Here is a 15318-nt window from a genome sequence, read left to right as displayed (position 1 = left end):
CTGTCCATCATCGGTATCAAAGAGACCATCAAGACGACCTGTACCGGTGTTGAGATGTTCCGTAAGATTCTGGACGAAGGCCGTGCTGGTGAGAACGTAGGTGTTCTGCTGCGTGGTACCAAGCGTGACGAAGTTGAGCGTGGTCAGGTACTGGCTAAGCCAGGCACTATTACTCCGCACACCAAGTTTGAATCTGAAGTTTACGTACTGGGTAAAGATGAAGGTGGTCGTCACACGCCATTCTTCAAAGGTTACCGTCCACAGTTCTACTTCCGTACCACTGACGTGACTGGCGCTTGTGAGCTGCCAGAAGGCGTTGAGATGGTAATGCCAGGTGACAACGTTAAGCTGACCGTTACTCTGATCGCGCCGATCGCGATGGATGAAGGTCTGCGTTTTGCGATCCGTGAAGGCGGTCGTACTGTTGGCGCTGGCGTTGTAGCTAAGATCATCGAATAATCTGAGCTCTGTCTGCAGGCCCTTGGGTCTGCTCTGAAAAAGCCCGCTTTCAGCGGGCTTTTTTGTCGGTAATGTTCCGCTGCGGCAGTTGATTGTCCGCTCCGGAAGTTGCTTGCTATTCCGTGGTTGACACTTTTTGTACAGCCGCATACAATTCGCGTCCCCTTAATCCGGGGAAAAGTGAGCTCTTGCACATAAACTTGGAGTTTGGTAATGCAAAACCAACGAATCCGTATCCGTTTGAAGGCATTTGACCATCGACTGATCGATACATCGACTCAGGAAATTGTTGATACTGCCAAACGTACGGGCGCTCAGGTACGTGGTCCTATCCCACTGCCTACTCGTAAAGAGCGTTTTACCGTTCTGATCTCCCCGCACGTTAATAAAGACGCGCGTGATCAGTACGAAATCCGTACACACAAGCGCATGCTCGACATTGTTGAGCCGACTGAAAAAACAGTTGATGCGCTGATGAAACTGGATCTGGCTGCCGGCGTGGAAGTTCAGATCAGCTTGGGTTAATCCGGCTGGGTTTAACCATACACAGTGCTCTGTGTAACGCCCTGATCCATCCCGGATACAGAGGCGGCCATAGTGGGTTAAAGCCCCGTACACGAGAGGTAATTAGAAAATGGCAATTGGTATTGTCGGTAAGAAAGCGGGCATGACTCGTATCTTTACCGAAGAAGGTCAATCTGTTGCTGTTACTGTAGTTCACGTAACACCTAACCGTGTTGCGCAAGTGAAAACCGTTGATACTGACGGCTACAGTGCTCTGCAGGTTACATTTGGTGAGAAGAAAGCTTCTCGCACTACAAAAGCTGAGGCAGGCCACTTTGCGAAAGCAAACGTACAGGCAGGTCGCGGCGTAATGGAATTCCGCACCGAAGAAGCTCTTGCCAATGGCGATGAGCTGACCGTTGCGCAATTCGAAGCTGGTCAGAAAGTTGACGTGACTGGTTCATCTAAAGGTAAAGGCTTCCAGGGTGGCGTTAAGCGCTGGAATTTCCGTACTCAGGATGCTACCCACGGTAACTCCCTGTCCCATCGTGCTCCTGGTTCTATCGGTCAGTGTCAGACTCCTGGTCGTGTGTGGAAGGGCAAGAAGATGGCAGGTCACATGGGTGCTGAACAGGTTACTACTCAGAACCTGGAAGTCGTTCGTGTGGACGCAGAAAACAATCTGCTGCTGATCAAAGGTGCTGTGCCAGGTGCTACTGGTTCCGATGTGATTGTTAAACCAGCTGTTAAGGCTAAGGGGTAAGCAATGGAACTGAAAACTAACACTGGTACCGCTGTAGCTGTTTCTGAAGCTGCATTTGGTCGTGAATTTAATGAAGCTCTGGTTCACCAGATCGTTACCGCCTATATGGCCGGTGGCCGTCAGGGTACCAAAGCACAGAAGTCTCGTTCTGAAGTCAGTGGTGGCGGTGCTAAGCCATGGCGTCAGAAGGGTACTGGTCGTGCCCGTGCGGGTACTTCTAACAGCCCGATCTGGCGTTCAGGTGGTGTTACATTTGCTGCTAAGCCACGTAACTACGAGCAGAAAGTTAACAAGAAAATGTATCGCGCGGCGATGCAGTCAATCTTGTCTGAGCTGGTTCGTCAGGACCGTCTGATTGTTGCTGATTCTTTCTCTGTGGAATCCCACAAGACCAAAGAATTTGTTGCCAAGCTGAAAGGCATGGAACTGAGCAATGTCCTGATCGTTGCCGATGAGATCGACGAGAAGCTGTATCTGGCTGCCCGTAATGTTCCTCATGTTGGTATTACCGAAGCTTCAGCTATCGATCCTGTAAGCCTGATCGCTTTTGAAAAGGTACTGGTGACTGTGCCCGCCCTGAAGAAACTCGAGGAGGCATACGCATGAACCGTGAACGTATCTATAAGGTACTGGTAGCTCCGCATATTTCCGAGAAAGCAACCCTGGTTGCTGAGAAACACGGCCAATATGTATTCCGTGTTGCTCCGGATGCCACCAAGCCTGAAATCAAAAAGGCTGTTGAAGCTTTGTTCGAAGTGAAAGTTGACTCCGTACAAACTGTCAACATCAAAGGTAAAACCAAGCGTACTGCTCGCGGTGTAGGCAAACGTAACAATGTGCGTAAAGCATATGTTCGCCTGGCTGCTGGTCAGGACATCGACTTCGCAGACGCGGAATAAGGGGTTTAAGTCATGGCATTGGTGAAAACTAAACCGACTTCTCCTGGCCGTCGCCATCTGGTGAAAGTCGTCAACAATGAACTGCATAAAGGCAAGCCTTTCGCAGCTCTGGTTGAGAAGAAGTCAAAAAGTGGTGGTCGTAATAATAACGGTCGCATTACTACCCGTCACATTGGTGGTGGCCACAAGCAGCATTATCGCTTGGTCGACTTCAAGCGTGACAAGGACGGTGTTCCAGCAGTTGTTGAACGTCTGGAATACGATCCAAACCGCAGCGCAAACATCGCACTGCTGAAATATGCCGATGGCGAACGTCGCTACATCCTGGCCCCTAAAGGTCTGAATGCTGGTGATGCGATTGTGTCTGGTGAAGATGCACCAATCAAAGTAGGTAGCGCGATGTCTCTGCGCAACGTACCGGTTGGTAGCGTAATTCACAACGTAGAACTGAAGCCTGGTAAAGGCGGTCAGATCGCACGTTCTGCAGGTACTTCTGCTCAGCTGGTAGCGCGTGAAGGTGCTTACTGCACTCTGCGTCTGCGCTCTGGTGAGATGCGTAAGGTCCTGTCTGATTGTCGTGCCACGATCGGTGAAGTTGGCAACAATGAGCACGCTCTGCGTGAACTGGGTAAGGCTGGTGCTTCGCGCTGGCGCGGTGTTCGTCCTACCGTTCGCGGTGTGGTAATGAACCCTGTTGATCACCCACACGGTGGTGGTGAAGGTCGTACCTCTGGTGGTCGTCATCCTGTTACTCCATGGGGCGTTCCAACCAAGGGTTACAAGACTCGTAAGAATAAGCGTACCGATAAACTCATCGTACGTCGTCGTTCTGCGAAATAATTAGAGAGGATAGAACTGTGCCACGTTCATTGAAAAAAGGTCCATTTATTGACCATCACTTGATGAAGAAGGTAGAGGCCGCTCTTGAGAAGAACGACAAACGTCCGATCAAGACTTGGTCTCGCCGCTCCACAATCTTTCCAGATTTCGTGGGGCTGACAATCGCTGTTCATAACGGCAAACAACACATGCCAGTTTTCGTAACTGAAGACATGGTAGGTCATAAACTCGGCGAATTCGCGCTGACCCGTACTTACAAGGGTCATGTGGCGGATAAGAAAGCCAAACGATAATAAGGGGTGAAATATGTCTGAAGTAGCCGCTGTATTACGTGGTGCTCGCTTATCTGCACAGAAAGCACGTCTGGTTGCGGATCAGATCCGCGGCAAGAAGATTGATGAAGCTCTGAACATTCTTTCCTTCTCAGGAAAGAAAGGTGCAGACATCATCAAGAAAGTACTGGAATCTGCCATCGCCAACGCTGAGCACAACGACGGTGCCGACGTAGACGAACTCAAGGTTTCTACCGTGTTCGTTGACGAAGGTATGACAATGAAGCGTATTCGCCCACGTGCGAAAGGTCGTGCCGATCGCATCATGAAACGCACTTGTCACATCACTGTGAAAGTTTCAGAAAAATAGGAGTTGGTCAGATGGGTCAGAAAGTTCATCCAACCGGTATCCGTTTAGGTATCACTAAAGATCATAACTCGATCTGGTATGCCGGTAAGGATAAGTACGCCGACAACCTGCTGACTGACATTGCTGTTCGATCTCTGATCGAAAAGCGCCTGGAAAAGGCTTCAGTGAGCAAGGTCGTCATCGAGCGTCCAGCGCAAAACGCCAAAGTAACCATCCACACTGCCCGTCCAGGCATCGTGATTGGTAAAAAAGGTGAAGACGTAGAAGTTCTGCGTAAAGATCTCAGCGATCTGATGGGTATCCCGGTACACATCAATATCGAAGAAGTTCGTAAACCGGATCTGGATGCCAAGCTGGTAGCCCAGAGCGTTGCAAGTCAGCTGGAGCGTCGCGTGATGTTCCGTCGCGCTATGAAGCGTGCTGTACAGAATGCAATGCGTGGTGGTGCCGAAGGTATCAAGATCCAAGTGAGTGGCCGTCTGGGTGGTGCTGAAATCGCTCGTTCCGAGTGGTACCGCGAAGGTCGTGTTCCTCTGCACACATTGCGTGCAGATATCGACTACGCAACGTACGAAGCACACACTACCTATGGTGTAATTGGCGTTAAGGTCTGGATCTTCAAAGGTGAGATCCTCGGTGGTATCCAAGAGGTACGCGACCGCGCTAAGAGCCAGGGCAAAAAGAAAACCGGTCGTTCGTAAGGGGAATTAGTTATGTTGTTACCAAAACGTACAAAGTTCCGTAAAGTTCAGACCGGCCGCAATCGCGGTTTGGCGATCCGTGGCTCTAAAGTGAGCTTCGGTGAGTACGCTCTGAAGGCTACTGGACGTGGTCGTCTGACTTCGCGTCAGATTGAGGCAGCACGTCGTGCGATGACTCGTAAAGTTAAGCGTGGTGGTAAAATCTGGATTCGCGTTTTCCCAGATAAGCCTATTACCGAGAAACCTCTTGAGGTTCGTATGGGTAAAGGTAAGGGTAACGTTGAGTACTGGGTTTGTCAGATCCAACCAGGTCGCGTTCTTTACGAAATCGAAGGCGTACCAGAAGAGCTGGCTCGTGAAGCCTTTGCTCTGGCTGCTGCGAAACTGCCTTTTGAAACCGCATTTGTTAAACGGACGGTGCTGTGATGAAAGCAAGTGAACTGAACAATAAATCAGTGGCTGAGCTGCAATCTCAGCTGGAAGAACTGTTGAGCGATCAATTTAAACTGCGTATGCAGAAAGCGACAGGTCAGCTGGGTCAAACTCATCTGATCGGCCAGACCCGTCGTGATATTGCTCGCGTAAAAACCGTGCTGGCTAGCAAGGCAGGTGAATAATCATGACTGAGAACACAAAAACCGTTCGTACCTTGAGTGGTCGTGTCGTGAGCAACAAGATGGACAAGTCCGTCACTGTTCTGGTTGAACGCTTTGTAAAGCATCCGATCTATAAAAAGTTCGTGAAGCGCTCTACTAAAGTGATGGCCCACGATGAAAATAACGAGTGCCAGATTGGCGATCTCGTTACAGTAAAAGAGTCACGTCCAATGTCTAAAAACAAGACTTGGGCGCTGGTAAATATCGACGAGCGCGCCGCCAAGGTCTAACGACCGGGCGCAGTTAGTTAGGAGCGAGAGGCATGATTCAAACTCAATCAATGCTCGACGTTGCCGACAACAGCGGCGCGAAGCGCGTACAGTGCATCAAAGTACTGGGCGGTTCTCATCGTCGTTATGCCGGCATCGGTGATTTGATTAAAGTATCCGTGAAGGAAGCAATTCCACGCGGTAAAGTGAAAAAAGGTCAGGTAATGAACGCCGTGGTAGTGCGTACCCGTAAAGGTGTACGCCGTCCGGACGGATCTATTATCCGTTTTGATGTAAACTCTGCCGTTCTGCTGAATGCTTCATTGGCGCCAATCGGTACCCGTATCTTTGGCCCTGTGACTCGTGAGCTGCGCTCTGAGCAGTTCATGAAAATCATTTCCCTGGCACCAGAAGTGCTTTAAGGGAGGGGACACGATATGTTAAAGATTCGCAAAAATGACGAAGTAGTTGTTATTGCCGGTAAAGATAAAGGCAAACGTGGCAAAGTGCAGAAAGTTCTGCAGGATGGCCGTGTGCTGGTATCTGGCATTAACGTGGTGAAAAAACACCAGAAACCAAACCCGTACCTGCAGCAACCAGGCGGCATCGTTGAGAAAGAAACCGGTATTCAGGTTTCCAACGTAGCCATCTGGAACCCGAAAACTGAAAAAGCCGACCGCGTTGGTTTTAAAGTTGAAGGCGAAAGCAAGGTACGTATCTTCAAATCCACTGGCGATCAAGTCGACGCCTAATTGGAGTTGGATACTACTATGTCACGTTTACAAGAACTGTATAAAAACGAAGTAGTAACCAAGCTGCAAGAAGAGTTTGGTTACAAAAACATCATGGAAGTGCCGAAAGTCACCAAAATCACCCTGAACATGGGTGTTGGTGAAGCACTGGGCGACAAAAAACTGCTCGACAATGCGGTGGCCGAAATGGAAGCCATCAGCGGTCAGAAAGTTGTTGTCACCAAGGCACGTAAGTCTGTCGCAGCTTTTAAACTGCGTGAAGGCTGGCCAATTGGCTGTAAAGTTACCCTGCGTCGCGATCGCATGTGGGAATTCATGGACCGTCTGATCGACGTGGCTTTGCCACGTGTTCGTGACTTCCGTGGTATCAACCCTAAGTCTTTCGATGGTCGTGGTAACTACAGCATGGGTGTGAAGGAACAGATCATCTTCCCGGAAATTGAATACGATAAAGTAGACAAAGTCCGTGGTATGGATGTGACCATCACAACTACCGCAAAAACCAACGAAGAAGGCCGCGCTCTGCTGAAAGCGCTGCAGTTCCCGTTCCGTAACTAAGGAGTTAAGCATGGCTAAGATTAGCATGAAGAATCGTGAACTGAAGCGTGAAGCACTGGTTGCCAAGTTTGCCGCCAAGCGCGCTGAACTGAAAGCGATCGTAAGCAACGTTAACTCTTCTGACGAAGAGCGTTGGAATGCACAACAAGCTCTGCAGAAACTGCCACGCGATTCATCCGCGAGCCGTCTGCAGCGTCGTTGTCAAATGACAGGTCGTCCACACGGCGTATACCGTAAATTCAAGCTTTCACGTATTAAGTTGCGCGAAGAAGGCATGAAGGGTAATGTGCCAGGCCTGAAAAAAGCTAGTTGGTAAGCAATTCCCCCTTTCGGGTAGAACCGAGAGGGGGGCGCTGTACAACAGAGGTAACTATTAATGAGTATGCAAGATACGTTGGCGGACATGTTTACCCGCATTCGTAATGCCCAGCAAGCTGGTCATAAGAATGTGAGCATGCCGTCTTCAAAAATTAAGAAGTCTGTAGCCCAGGTTCTCGAAGCTGAAGGTTACATCAACAGTTTTTCTATCGATGAAGCGGTCAAACCGACCATGACCATCGACCTGAAATACTACGAAGGTAAGCCAGTTATTGAGCGTATCCAGCGCGTTAGCCGCCCTGGTCTGCGTCAGTATCGTGGCACCACAGAACTGCCTAAAGTTGAAGCAGGTCTGGGTGTGGCTATCGTATCCACCTCTAAAGGCGTTATGACTGATCGCGCTGCTCGTGCTGCGGGCGTGGGCGGTGAAGTTATTGCGACCGTATTCTAAGGGGAATTACGATGTCTCGCGTAGCAAAAGCTCCTGTACAAATCCCAGCCGGTGTAGAAGTTAAACTGGCTGCAGACAAAATCGCCATCAAAGGCAAGCAAGGCCAGCTTGAGCTGGATGTACATTCTTCTGTTGAAATCAAACAGGAAGAAAATGTACTGACCTTCGCACCTAAAACTGGCGACAAACAAGCTAACGCTCTGGCCGGTACTTTCCGCGCCCTGGTAAACAACATGGTTACCGGTGTGAACGTTGGTTTTGAAAAGAAACTGATTCTGCAGGGTGTTGGTTATCGTGCCAAAGCATCCGGCAAGTCATTAAATTTGACTCTGGGCTTCTCTCACCCAATCGACTATGAACTGCCGGAAGGTATTTCTGTCGAGACGCCAAGCCAGACCGAAGTGGTTATCAAAGGTATTGATAAGCAGAAAGTAGGTCAGGTTGCTGCTGAGATCCGTGGCTACCGTCCACCAGAACCTTATAAAGGTAAGGGTGTTCGCTATGCTGATGAAAATGTGCGTCGTAAAGAAGCCAAGAAAAAGTAAGGTCTAGGCCATGAATGAGAAGAAAAAAGCTCGTTTGCGCCGTGCCACCAAAACACGGATGAATATCCGTGAGAAAAGCGCGGTTCGTCTGTGCGTTCATCGTACGCCCAGACACATTTACGCTCAGATCATCTCTGCCAATGGCGCTACCGTCTTGGCGACAGCTTCCACCGTTGAAGCGGATCTGCGTAGTGACACTACTGGTAACGTTAATGCAGCGACCAAAGTTGGTCAGTTGATTGCTGAGCGTGCGAAAGCTGCTGGCATCACTAAAGTTGCGTTCGATCGTTCTGGTTTTAAATACCATGGTCGTGTGAAAGCTCTGGCTGACGCGGCTCGTGAAAGCGGCCTGGAATTCTAAGGGTAAAGATCATGGCAAATAATGAACGTGTAGAACGTAACGAAAGTGAACTGCAAGAGAAGCTGGTTCAGGTAAACCGCGTAGCCAAAGTGGTAAAAGGTGGTCGTATTTTCGCCTTTACCGCTCTGACCGTGGTTGGCGACGGCAATGGTCGTGTTGGTTTTGGTCGTGGTAAATCCCGTGAAGTGCCTCTGGCAATTCAAAAGGCGATGGAACAGGCTAAGCGCAATATGGTCAATGTCCAGCTGGACGGCAACACTCTGCAGTATCCTATCCGTGCCCGTCACTCTGGTGCACAGATTTACATGCAGCCGGCCTCTGAAGGTACCGGTATCATCGCCGGCGGTGCAATGCGCGCTGTTCTGGAGATGGTTGGTGTTAAAAACGTATTGGCTAAGTGCTATGGCTCTACCAACCCGGTAAACGTTGTTCGTGCGACCTTCAATGGTCTGGCACAAATGAAGTCTCCGGAAGAAGTAGCTGCTAAGCGCGGTAAGTCCGTAGAAGAGATCCTGGGGTAATACGTTATGGCTAAGAAAACCGTAAAAGTGACCCAGACACGGAGCACTATTGGCAAGTTGCCAAAGCACCGTGCGACTATGCAGGGCCTGGGTCTGCGTCGTATTGGTCATACCGTTGAGCTGGAAGATACTCCATCTGTACGCGGCATGATCAACCAAGTTCAATACATGGTTAAGGTAGAAGGGGAGTAATATGCGTCTCAACGAATTGAGCCCAGCTCCTGGTTCGAAGCCTGCTCCTAAGCGTGTTGGCCGTGGTATCGGTTCTGGTCTGGGTAAGACTGGCGGCCGTGGCCACAAAGGTCAGAAATCACGCTCAGGCGGTAAAGTGGCTCCGGGCTTTGAAGGCGGTCAGATGCCAATCCACCGTCGTCTGCCAAAATTTGGCTTTACTTCACGCAAAGCACAGTACGTTGCAGAGATCCGTCTGAACGAACTGGCTCTGGTTGAAGGCGATGTTGTTGATCTGGCAGCTCTGAAAGCCGCTGACGTAATCGGCGAGAAGATTAAAGAAGCTCGCGTGATTCTGTCCGGCGAAGTCAAGAAGGCTTTGACCATTAAAGGTCTGAAAGTCACTCAAGGCGCAAAAGCTGCTATTGAAGCAGCTGGTGGAAAGGTCGAAGACTAATGGCTAGGCAAGGACTCCCACAGGGCACGCAAGGCGGACTGACTGAACTCTGGTCACGCATCCGCTTCGTGCTTCTGGCGATTGTAGTATATCGGATAGGCACCCATATTCCGGTGCCAGGTATTAATCCGGAAGCATTGGCACGTTTGTTTGAACAGAATCAGGGCACAATCCTGGAGATGTTCAATATGTTCTCCGGTGGTGCACTGGAACGCATGAGCATTCTTGCATTGGGTATCATGCCCTACATCTCTGCCTCCATTATCATGCAATTGCTGACGGCGGTGAGTCCGCAGCTGGAACAGTTGAAGAAAGAAGGCGAAGCTGGTCGTCGCAAGATCACGCAATACACCCGTTACGGAACTGTACTGCTGGCGACGATTCAGGCCTTTGGCGTCTCGGCCGGCTTAGCCGGTCAGGGCGTTACCTTTTCTTCGGGCATTGATTTCTACATCGCCGCCGTACCCTCCTTCGTGGCAGGTGCAGTGTTTATGATGTGGCTGGGTGAGCAGGTTACTGAGCGTGGTATCGGTAATGGCATCTCTATCCTGATCTTTGCTGGTATTGTTGCCGGTTTGCCGAGTGCTATTGGTCAGGCTTTCGAGTCTGCGCGTCAGGGTGACCTGAATATTCTGGTATTGCTGATTATTGCTGCCCTGGCAGTCGTGGTGATTGGTTTCGTAGTGTTTGTTGAACGCGGTCAGCGCCGCATCACAATCAACTACGCAAAGCGTCAGCAGGGCCGCCAGATGTTCGCTGCACAAACCAGTCATTTACCGCTGAAACTTAATATGGCCGGTGTAATTCCTGCGATCTTTGCCTCCAGTCTGCTGCTGTTCCCTGCGTCATTGGGAACGTGGTTTGGCCAGGGTGAAGGTATGGAATGGCTGCAGGACGTAAGTATGGCTCTGGCGCCAAGCCAGCCTCTGTACATCGTACTGTTCGCTGCCGGTATTATTTTCTTCTGCTACTTCTATACGGCGTTGATGTTCAACCCGAAAGATGTTGCCGAAAACCTGAAGAAGTCTGGTGCTTTCATTCCGGGTATTCGCCCGGGCATTCAGACCGCCAAGTATATTGATGCCGTCTTAGGACGCCTGACACTGTTCGGCTCGCTGTATATCGCTGCCGTGTGTCTGATGCCTCAATTCCTGGTGGTTGCTGCAGATGTACCTTTCTACTTCGGTGGCACATCGTTACTGATCGTGGTTGTGGTCGTAATGGATTTTATGGCGCAGGTTCAATCGCACCTGATGTCAAACCAGTACGAATCGCTGATGAAGAAAGCAAATCTGAAGAATTTTGGCTCAGCTCGCTGAGTCAGATTTAGGAGACTGTCATGAAAGTACGTGCGTCTGTTAAAAAAATCTGCCGTGAATGCAAAATTATTCGCCGTAACGGTAGTGTGCGCGTGATCTGTTCAGATCCAAAGCACAAGCAACGTCAGGGTTAATCCCCGGACAAGGTCGGGTGTGAATACTACGGATAGCTTGATTTATTTTTAAGCTGCCTGTAGTATCTCGCGCCCTTTCATCAAGTAAAGTGTAACGGAGTTAGACATGGCCCGTATTGCCGGTGTCAATATTCCTGACAACAAGCATGCAGTGATTTCTCTGACCTATGTCTATGGCATTGGTCGTACTACTGCCCAGCAGATCTGTGCCGCTACTGGCATCGCTGAGACCACCAAAATTGGTGATCTGAGCGAAGAGTTGTTGGATGTTGTTCGTAACGAAGTAGCTAAACATACGGTTGAAGGTGATTTGCGCCGTGAAGTGCAAATGAACATCAAGCGTCTGATGGATATGGCTTGCTATCGTGGTATCCGCCACCGTCGCAGCCTGCCACTTCGTGGTCAGCGTACTAAAACGAATGCTCGTACTCGCAAGGGTCCGCGCAAACCGATCCGTAAGTAATCTTACGGTCGGTCTTTTAGTGTAGCTGCATTCGACTTGTTGCAGTGTTGATATTAAAAGCAGGATTTAAAAATGGCTAAGCCACAAAGATCAACCAAGAAAAAGGTTAAAAAGACGGTCGTCGATGGCATTGCGCACATCCACGCCTCTTTTAACAACACCATTGTGACCATCACCGACCGTCAGGGTAATGCTCTGTCATGGGCAACCGCCGGTGGTTCTGGTTTCCGTGGTTCTCGTAAGAGCACTCCTTTCGCCGCTCAGGTAGCAGCAGAGCGTGCTGGTGAAGCAGCAAAAGAGTACGGTCTGAAAAACCTAGACGTGGAAGTTAAAGGTCCAGGTCCAGGTCGTGAATCAGCAGTCCGCGCTCTGAACGCATGTGGATACAAGATCGCTAACATCACCGATGTTACCCCGATCCCACATAACGGCTGTCGTCCACCTAAGAAGCGTCGCGTATAAGGAGGCAGAAATATGGCACGTTATATTGGTCCTAAGTGTAAGCTGTCTCGTCGTGAAGGAACTGACCTGTTCCTGAAGAGCGGCGTTCGTGCATTAGACACTAAATGCAAAATGGAAACCAAGCCTGGCGTACACGGTGCTGGTCGCGGTCGTCTGTCTGACTACGGTCTGCAGCTGCGCGAAAAGCAAAAAGTACGTCGCTTGTACGGTATCCTGGAAAAGCAATTCCGCAGCTACTACAAAGAAGCAGCGCGTCGTAAAGGCGCAACTGGTGAAAACCTGCTGCAACTGCTGGAATCTCGTCTGGATAACGTTGTATACCGCATGGGCTTCGGCTCTACCCGCGCTGAATCGCGTCAGCTGGTCACTCACAAAGCAGTAGCTGTGAATGGTCAGACTGTGAACGTTCCTTCGTTCAACGTTAAGAGCGGCGATGTGGTTACGATTCGTGAAAAAGCGAAAAATCAGGATCGTATCAAAACTGCTCTTGAACTGGCAGCACAGCGCACTGATTGTGCGTGGATTGATGTCAATGCAGGTAAGATGGAAGGAACTTTCAAAGCAGTTCCTGAGCGCGCTGATCTCCCAGCAGAGATCAACGAAAACCTGATCGTGGAACTTTACTCTAAGTAATAGAGGAAATTAAGGGGCAGCTATGCAGCGTGCAGTTAATGAATTTTTGACACCTCGTCACATCCAGGTGGATGAGGTAAACAATACCCACGCTAAAGTGACTCTGGAGCCGCTTGAACGCGGTTTTGGCCACACTTTAGGCAACGCATTGCGTCGTATCCTGCTTTCCTCTATGCCGGGTGCTGCGATCGTTGAATGCGAAATCGATGGCGTTCTGCATGAGTACAGCGCGATCGAAGGTGTACAGGAAGACGTCATTGAAATCCTGCTGAACCTGAAAGGTGTTGCGGTCAAATTACATGAACGTGACGAAGCGATTCTGAGTCTGGCGAAAGTTGGCCCGGCGACAGTTACAGCTGCCGACATTCAACTGGATCATGGTGTTGAGGTTGCTAACCCAGCTCACGTTATCGCCCATCTGGGTGAAGGCGCTGAACTGAAAATGACCCTTAAAGTTGCTTCAGGCCGCGGTTACGAGACTGTTGAGTCACGTAATCAGAGCGATGAAGAAACCAAGGCGATTGGCAAGCTGCAGCTCGATGCAACTTACAGCCCGGTTAAACGTGTTTCTTACAGCGTCGAAAGCGCTCGTGTAGAACAACGTACCGACCTGGACAAGTTGGTTATCGATCTGGAAACCAACGGTACTATTGATCCGGAAGAAGCGATCCGTCGTTCCGCGACCATCTTGCAGCAACAGCTGGCTATTTTCGTGAATCTGGAAAATGACGAAGTCGTTGAACAGATTCGTGAAGAAGAAGAGATCGATCCGATCCTGCTTCGTCCTGTGGACGATCTGGAACTGACCGTTCGTTCTGCCAACTGTTTGAAAGCAGAAAACATTTACTACATCGGTGATCTGATCCAGCGTACAGAAGTAGAGCTGTTGAAGACTCCTAATTTAGGTAAGAAGTCTCTGACTGAAATCAAAGACGTTCTGGCCTCACGCGGACTGTCGTTGGGTATGCATCTGGAGAACTGGCCACCAGCCAGCCTCCGCAACGACGACAAAGTATTAGCCTGAGCTGAGCGTTCAGTTAGTTAAGGAATAAAACCATGCGTCATCGTAAAAGTGGTCGTCACTTCAATCGTACCAGCGCACACCGTCAAGCCATGTTTAAAAACATGGCGGTGAGCCTGTTCGAGCATGAAATTATCAAGACTACCCTGCCAAAGGCGAAAGAGCTGCGTCGTGTAGCTGAGCCACTGATTACTCTTGCAAAAGAAGACTCAGTTGCTAACCGTCGTCTGGCCTTTGCTCGTACCCGTAGCAAAGAAGCAGTAGGTAAGTTGTTCAGCGATTTGGGTCCTCGTTATCAAGCCCGCCCAGGCGGCTACATTCGTATTCTGAAATGTGGCTTCCGTGCTGGTGATAACGCTCCAATGGCTTATGTTGAACTGGTAGACCGTCCGGTTGCAGTAGCAGAAGCGGATGTTGTTGAAGTTCAGGATGAAGCCGCTGAGTAATTTCAGCAGTTAAATAAAAAGGCCCGCCGTCGTAAGACTGCGGGCCTTTTTATTGGCCGTTATTCGGCTTGCTGACGGATAAAAGCCGCCACTTCATTCAGCGCCTGCCGGGCTTCAGGCATATATCCGGCATGCAGCTGAAACACATGCCACATCTGCGGGTATTCACTGAGGGTCACATCGACACCGGCATGGCGCATGCGCTGGGCCAGGCGGCAGCTGTCATCGTAAAGAATTTCTTCACTGCCGACCTGAATCAGGGTGGGGGGAAAATCACAGAAGTCAGCATGCAACGGTGACAAGTGCGGATGGCCCAGATCCTGATCACCGGCGTACTGTTCGGCGGCATAACGCAGCCATTCCGCCTGTAGCAGTACTTCACGCTCATCACGTTCATTGATTGAGGCACCACTGCAACTCAGATCACACCAGGGCGAGAATAAAACCAGCGCCTGTGGGCGTGGTAGCTGCTGTTCCAGAATAGCTGCAGTCAGGGTCAGACTCAGTCCACCGCCAGCGGAGTCGCCAGCGATGATTACCGGTCCCTGAGCTCTGAGTGTACGGTAAGCCCTTAACGCATCCTGCAGTGCGGCCGGTGCCGGATGCTCCGGTGCAAGGCGGTAATCAATCAGCCAGGTATCGAGATTGCACTGGCGGGCAATGCGCGCAACCATCTCGCCATGACTGGTCGGTGAGCCCACCACATAACCTCCGCCATGAAGGTAAAGCAAGACCGTTTGCGGGATCGTCTGCGTGGGCGAAGCTTCATGAATCGTGGCCGGTGTCAGGCGCCAGGCCGGAATACCGCCGCAGGGCGTCGTCTGTTTGCGCACGCCAAAAGGCATCGGCATAAGTTGTTGCAGGGTATTTAAGCGCTGACGCTGGCGTTTAAGGCCGAACCCGGGGGTGAATGTGGGTTGCACGAGGGTGCGCAGCAGTGTGCGGGTCAGGCGGGCGCTCAGACTGGCCATAAGCCTTCCTGTAATTATTATTGATTTGACGGACGGGATTAAAAAAAGCGGGTCAAGATTAA

At 50.4% G+C, this 15318-nt stretch carries 30 protein-coding genes; 29 read left to right on the top strand and 1 reads right to left on the bottom strand.

Features of this window, described 5'->3' with window-relative positions; all coding sequences use genetic code 11:
- The 29 genes from NYR02_RS13630 to rplQ all read left to right on the top strand — a co-directional run.
- The coding region (locus NYR02_RS13630) for an EF-Tu C-terminal domain-related protein (RefSeq protein WP_260976901.1) at positions 1-459 on the top strand (459 nt) is incomplete at its 5' end.
- Positions 460-672: 213 nt separating this feature from the next.
- Positions 673-984: a 30S ribosomal protein S10 gene (gene rpsJ, locus NYR02_RS13625; protein WP_260976900.1), complete on the top strand. Its 312-nt coding sequence runs from the start codon at positions 673-675 to the stop codon at positions 982-984.
- Positions 985-1093: 109 nt separating this feature from the next.
- A complete protein-coding gene (rplC, locus tag NYR02_RS13620; RefSeq protein WP_260976899.1) occupies positions 1094-1726 on the top strand; it encodes a 50S ribosomal protein L3 in 633 nt (210 codons plus the stop codon).
- A 3-nt stretch (positions 1727-1729) separates the two neighbouring features.
- Entirely contained in the window at positions 1730-2332 is a 603-nt protein-coding gene (rplD, locus tag NYR02_RS13615) for a 50S ribosomal protein L4 (RefSeq protein ID WP_260976898.1), read from the top strand.
- Positions 2329-2625 carry a 50S ribosomal protein L23 gene (gene rplW, locus NYR02_RS13610; protein WP_260976897.1) on the top strand — a complete coding sequence of 99 codons (297 nt, stop codon included), beginning with the start codon at positions 2329-2331 and terminating at the stop codon, positions 2623-2625. The genes rplD and rplW overlap by 4 nt, the downstream gene beginning before the upstream one ends.
- 12 nt (positions 2626-2637) lie before the next feature.
- Positions 2638-3465, top strand: coding sequence for a 50S ribosomal protein L2 (rplB, locus tag NYR02_RS13605; RefSeq protein ID WP_260976896.1), 828 nt, complete (start codon positions 2638-2640; stop codon positions 3463-3465).
- Between the two features lie 17 nt (positions 3466-3482).
- The gene (gene rpsS, locus NYR02_RS13600) at positions 3483-3758 is read left to right on the top strand and encodes a 30S ribosomal protein S19 (protein WP_145466720.1); all 276 of its coding nucleotides are present in this window, start codon (positions 3483-3485) and stop codon (positions 3756-3758) included.
- A 13-nt stretch (positions 3759-3771) separates the two neighbouring features.
- Complete coding sequence (gene rplV, locus NYR02_RS13595) at positions 3772-4107, top strand: 50S ribosomal protein L22 (protein WP_145466719.1); 336 nt, start codon at positions 3772-3774, stop codon at positions 4105-4107.
- 11 nt (positions 4108-4118) lie between these two features.
- Entirely contained in the window at positions 4119-4808 is a 690-nt protein-coding gene (rpsC, locus tag NYR02_RS13590) for a 30S ribosomal protein S3 (RefSeq protein ID WP_260976895.1), read from the top strand.
- Between the two features lie 12 nt (positions 4809-4820).
- Positions 4821-5234, top strand: coding sequence for a 50S ribosomal protein L16 (rplP, locus tag NYR02_RS13585; RefSeq protein ID WP_145466717.1), 414 nt, complete (start codon positions 4821-4823; stop codon positions 5232-5234).
- Positions 5234-5425 (top strand): 50S ribosomal protein L29, encoded by a 192-nt coding sequence (gene rpmC, locus NYR02_RS13580; RefSeq protein WP_260976902.1) that lies wholly within the window; start codon positions 5234-5236, stop codon positions 5423-5425. The genes rplP and rpmC overlap by 1 nt, the downstream gene beginning before the upstream one ends.
- 2 nt (positions 5426-5427) lie before the next feature.
- The gene (gene rpsQ, locus NYR02_RS13575; RefSeq protein ID WP_260976894.1) at positions 5428-5694 is read left to right on the top strand and encodes a 30S ribosomal protein S17; all 267 of its coding nucleotides are present in this window, start codon (positions 5428-5430) and stop codon (positions 5692-5694) included.
- A gap of 32 nt (positions 5695-5726) precedes the next feature.
- Positions 5727-6095 (top strand): 50S ribosomal protein L14, encoded by a 369-nt coding sequence (gene rplN, locus NYR02_RS13570; RefSeq protein WP_145466715.1) that lies wholly within the window; start codon positions 5727-5729, stop codon positions 6093-6095.
- 15 nt (positions 6096-6110) lie between these two features.
- On the top strand, positions 6111-6425 hold the full coding sequence (gene rplX / locus NYR02_RS13565; protein WP_260976893.1) for a 50S ribosomal protein L24: 315 nt from the start codon (positions 6111-6113) through the stop codon (positions 6423-6425).
- 18 nt (positions 6426-6443) lie between these two features.
- The gene (rplE, locus tag NYR02_RS13560) at positions 6444-6983 is read left to right on the top strand and encodes a 50S ribosomal protein L5 (RefSeq protein ID WP_260976892.1); all 540 of its coding nucleotides are present in this window, start codon (positions 6444-6446) and stop codon (positions 6981-6983) included.
- 10 nt (positions 6984-6993) lie between these two features.
- Positions 6994-7299, top strand: coding sequence for a 30S ribosomal protein S14 (gene rpsN / locus NYR02_RS13555; protein ID WP_145466712.1), 306 nt, complete (start codon positions 6994-6996; stop codon positions 7297-7299).
- A gap of 60 nt (positions 7300-7359) precedes the next feature.
- Positions 7360-7752 (top strand): 30S ribosomal protein S8, encoded by a 393-nt coding sequence (gene rpsH / locus NYR02_RS13550; protein WP_145466711.1) that lies wholly within the window; start codon positions 7360-7362, stop codon positions 7750-7752.
- Positions 7753-7763: 11 nt separating this feature from the next.
- Positions 7764-8297: a 50S ribosomal protein L6 gene (rplF, locus tag NYR02_RS13545; RefSeq protein WP_145466710.1), complete on the top strand. Its 534-nt coding sequence runs from the start codon at positions 7764-7766 to the stop codon at positions 8295-8297.
- A gap of 10 nt (positions 8298-8307) precedes the next feature.
- Positions 8308-8658 carry a 50S ribosomal protein L18 gene (gene rplR, locus NYR02_RS13540; protein WP_145466709.1) on the top strand — a complete coding sequence of 117 codons (351 nt, stop codon included), beginning with the start codon at positions 8308-8310 and terminating at the stop codon, positions 8656-8658.
- An 11-nt stretch (positions 8659-8669) separates the two neighbouring features.
- Positions 8670-9179, top strand: a complete 510-nt coding sequence (gene rpsE, locus NYR02_RS13535; RefSeq protein WP_260976891.1) for a 30S ribosomal protein S5 — start codon at positions 8670-8672, stop codon at positions 9177-9179.
- A 6-nt stretch (positions 9180-9185) separates the two neighbouring features.
- On the top strand, positions 9186-9371 hold the full coding sequence (gene rpmD, locus NYR02_RS13530) for a 50S ribosomal protein L30 (protein WP_145466707.1): 186 nt from the start codon (positions 9186-9188) through the stop codon (positions 9369-9371).
- Position 9372: 1 nt separating this feature from the next.
- A complete protein-coding gene (rplO, locus tag NYR02_RS13525; RefSeq protein ID WP_145466706.1) occupies positions 9373-9807 on the top strand; it encodes a 50S ribosomal protein L15 in 435 nt (144 codons plus the stop codon).
- Positions 9807-11126 (top strand): preprotein translocase subunit SecY, encoded by a 1320-nt coding sequence (gene secY / locus NYR02_RS13520; protein WP_260976890.1) that lies wholly within the window; start codon positions 9807-9809, stop codon positions 11124-11126. Before rplO ends, secY begins: the two co-directional genes overlap by 1 nt.
- 20 nt (positions 11127-11146) lie before the next feature.
- Positions 11147-11260, top strand: a complete 114-nt coding sequence (gene rpmJ / locus NYR02_RS13515; protein WP_145466704.1) for a 50S ribosomal protein L36 — start codon at positions 11147-11149, stop codon at positions 11258-11260.
- A gap of 106 nt (positions 11261-11366) precedes the next feature.
- Positions 11367-11723 carry a 30S ribosomal protein S13 gene (rpsM, locus tag NYR02_RS13510; RefSeq protein ID WP_145466703.1) on the top strand — a complete coding sequence of 119 codons (357 nt, stop codon included), beginning with the start codon at positions 11367-11369 and terminating at the stop codon, positions 11721-11723.
- 72 nt (positions 11724-11795) lie between these two features.
- Positions 11796-12185, top strand: coding sequence for a 30S ribosomal protein S11 (gene rpsK, locus NYR02_RS13505; protein WP_145466702.1), 390 nt, complete (start codon positions 11796-11798; stop codon positions 12183-12185).
- Positions 12186-12197: 12 nt separating this feature from the next.
- Complete coding sequence (rpsD, locus tag NYR02_RS13500) at positions 12198-12818, top strand: 30S ribosomal protein S4 (RefSeq protein ID WP_145466701.1); 621 nt, start codon at positions 12198-12200, stop codon at positions 12816-12818.
- Positions 12819-12840: 22 nt separating this feature from the next.
- Positions 12841-13842, top strand: coding sequence for a DNA-directed RNA polymerase subunit alpha (locus tag NYR02_RS13495; protein ID WP_260976889.1), 1002 nt, complete (start codon positions 12841-12843; stop codon positions 13840-13842).
- Between the two features lie 32 nt (positions 13843-13874).
- Complete coding sequence (gene rplQ, locus NYR02_RS13490; RefSeq protein WP_260976888.1) at positions 13875-14285, top strand: 50S ribosomal protein L17; 411 nt, start codon at positions 13875-13877, stop codon at positions 14283-14285.
- A gap of 59 nt (positions 14286-14344) precedes the next feature.
- Here the strand turns inward: rplQ and NYR02_RS13485 are convergent, their stop codons facing one another.
- The gene (locus tag NYR02_RS13485) at positions 14345-15256 is read right to left on the bottom strand and encodes an alpha/beta hydrolase (protein WP_260976887.1); all 912 of its coding nucleotides are present in this window, start codon (positions 15254-15256) and stop codon (positions 14345-14347) included.
- Between the last annotated feature and the right edge of the window lie 62 nt (positions 15257-15318).

The organism is Thalassolituus pacificus (assembly GCF_025318105.1).
GTDB classification, from domain to species: domain Bacteria; phylum Pseudomonadota; class Gammaproteobacteria; order Pseudomonadales; family Oceanobacteraceae; genus Venatoribacter; species Venatoribacter pacificus.
This window is presented reverse-complemented; position numbering and strand designations above follow the sequence as displayed.

What these genes read in the sequence shown, in the direction of transcription:
- rplD (WP_260976898.1), top strand. Translation starts at nt 1,730, where the DNA reads ATGGAACTGAAAACTAACACTGGTACCGCTGTAGCTGTTTCTGAAGCT.
- rplO (WP_145466706.1), top strand. Translation starts at nt 9,373, where the DNA reads ATGCGTCTCAACGAATTGAGCCCAGCTCCTGGTTCGAAGCCTGCTCCT.
- rpsK (WP_145466702.1), top strand. Translation starts at nt 11,796, where the DNA reads ATGGCTAAGCCACAAAGATCAACCAAGAAAAAGGTTAAAAAGACGGTC.
- rpsC (WP_260976895.1), top strand. Translation starts at nt 4,119, where the DNA reads ATGGGTCAGAAAGTTCATCCAACCGGTATCCGTTTAGGTATCACTAAA.
- rpmD (WP_145466707.1), top strand. Translation starts at nt 9,186, where the DNA reads ATGGCTAAGAAAACCGTAAAAGTGACCCAGACACGGAGCACTATTGGC.
- rplN (WP_145466715.1), top strand. Translation starts at nt 5,727, where the DNA reads ATGATTCAAACTCAATCAATGCTCGACGTTGCCGACAACAGCGGCGCG.
- rplB (WP_260976896.1), top strand. Translation starts at nt 2,638, where the DNA reads ATGGCATTGGTGAAAACTAAACCGACTTCTCCTGGCCGTCGCCATCTG.
- rpsH (WP_145466711.1), top strand. Translation starts at nt 7,360, where the DNA reads ATGAGTATGCAAGATACGTTGGCGGACATGTTTACCCGCATTCGTAAT.
- rpsD (WP_145466701.1), top strand. Translation starts at nt 12,198, where the DNA reads ATGGCACGTTATATTGGTCCTAAGTGTAAGCTGTCTCGTCGTGAAGGA.
- rpsE (WP_260976891.1), top strand. Translation starts at nt 8,670, where the DNA reads ATGGCAAATAATGAACGTGTAGAACGTAACGAAAGTGAACTGCAAGAG.
- rplQ (WP_260976888.1), top strand. Translation starts at nt 13,875, where the DNA reads ATGCGTCATCGTAAAAGTGGTCGTCACTTCAATCGTACCAGCGCACAC.
- rpsM (WP_145466703.1), top strand. Translation starts at nt 11,367, where the DNA reads ATGGCCCGTATTGCCGGTGTCAATATTCCTGACAACAAGCATGCAGTG.
- rplP (WP_145466717.1), top strand. Translation starts at nt 4,821, where the DNA reads ATGTTGTTACCAAAACGTACAAAGTTCCGTAAAGTTCAGACCGGCCGC.
- rpsJ (WP_260976900.1), top strand. Translation starts at nt 673, where the DNA reads ATGCAAAACCAACGAATCCGTATCCGTTTGAAGGCATTTGACCATCGA.
- rplX (WP_260976893.1), top strand. Translation starts at nt 6,111, where the DNA reads ATGTTAAAGATTCGCAAAAATGACGAAGTAGTTGTTATTGCCGGTAAA.
- rpmC (WP_260976902.1), top strand. Translation starts at nt 5,234, where the DNA reads ATGAAAGCAAGTGAACTGAACAATAAATCAGTGGCTGAGCTGCAATCT.
- rpsN (WP_145466712.1), top strand. Translation starts at nt 6,994, where the DNA reads ATGGCTAAGATTAGCATGAAGAATCGTGAACTGAAGCGTGAAGCACTG.
- NYR02_RS13495 (WP_260976889.1), top strand. Translation starts at nt 12,841, where the DNA reads ATGCAGCGTGCAGTTAATGAATTTTTGACACCTCGTCACATCCAGGTG.
- rpsQ (WP_260976894.1), top strand. Translation starts at nt 5,428, where the DNA reads ATGACTGAGAACACAAAAACCGTTCGTACCTTGAGTGGTCGTGTCGTG.
- rplE (WP_260976892.1), top strand. Translation starts at nt 6,444, where the DNA reads ATGTCACGTTTACAAGAACTGTATAAAAACGAAGTAGTAACCAAGCTG.
- rplF (WP_145466710.1), top strand. Translation starts at nt 7,764, where the DNA reads ATGTCTCGCGTAGCAAAAGCTCCTGTACAAATCCCAGCCGGTGTAGAA.
- rplC (WP_260976899.1), top strand. Translation starts at nt 1,094, where the DNA reads ATGGCAATTGGTATTGTCGGTAAGAAAGCGGGCATGACTCGTATCTTT.
- rpmJ (WP_145466704.1), top strand. Translation starts at nt 11,147, where the DNA reads ATGAAAGTACGTGCGTCTGTTAAAAAAATCTGCCGTGAATGCAAAATT.
- secY (WP_260976890.1), top strand. Translation starts at nt 9,807, where the DNA reads ATGGCTAGGCAAGGACTCCCACAGGGCACGCAAGGCGGACTGACTGAA.
- NYR02_RS13485 (WP_260976887.1), bottom strand. Translation starts at nt 15,256, where the DNA reads ATGGCCAGTCTGAGCGCCCGCCTGACCCGCACACTGCTGCGCACCCTC.
- rplV (WP_145466719.1), top strand. Translation starts at nt 3,772, where the DNA reads ATGTCTGAAGTAGCCGCTGTATTACGTGGTGCTCGCTTATCTGCACAG.
- rplR (WP_145466709.1), top strand. Translation starts at nt 8,308, where the DNA reads ATGAATGAGAAGAAAAAAGCTCGTTTGCGCCGTGCCACCAAAACACGG.
- rplW (WP_260976897.1), top strand. Translation starts at nt 2,329, where the DNA reads ATGAACCGTGAACGTATCTATAAGGTACTGGTAGCTCCGCATATTTCC.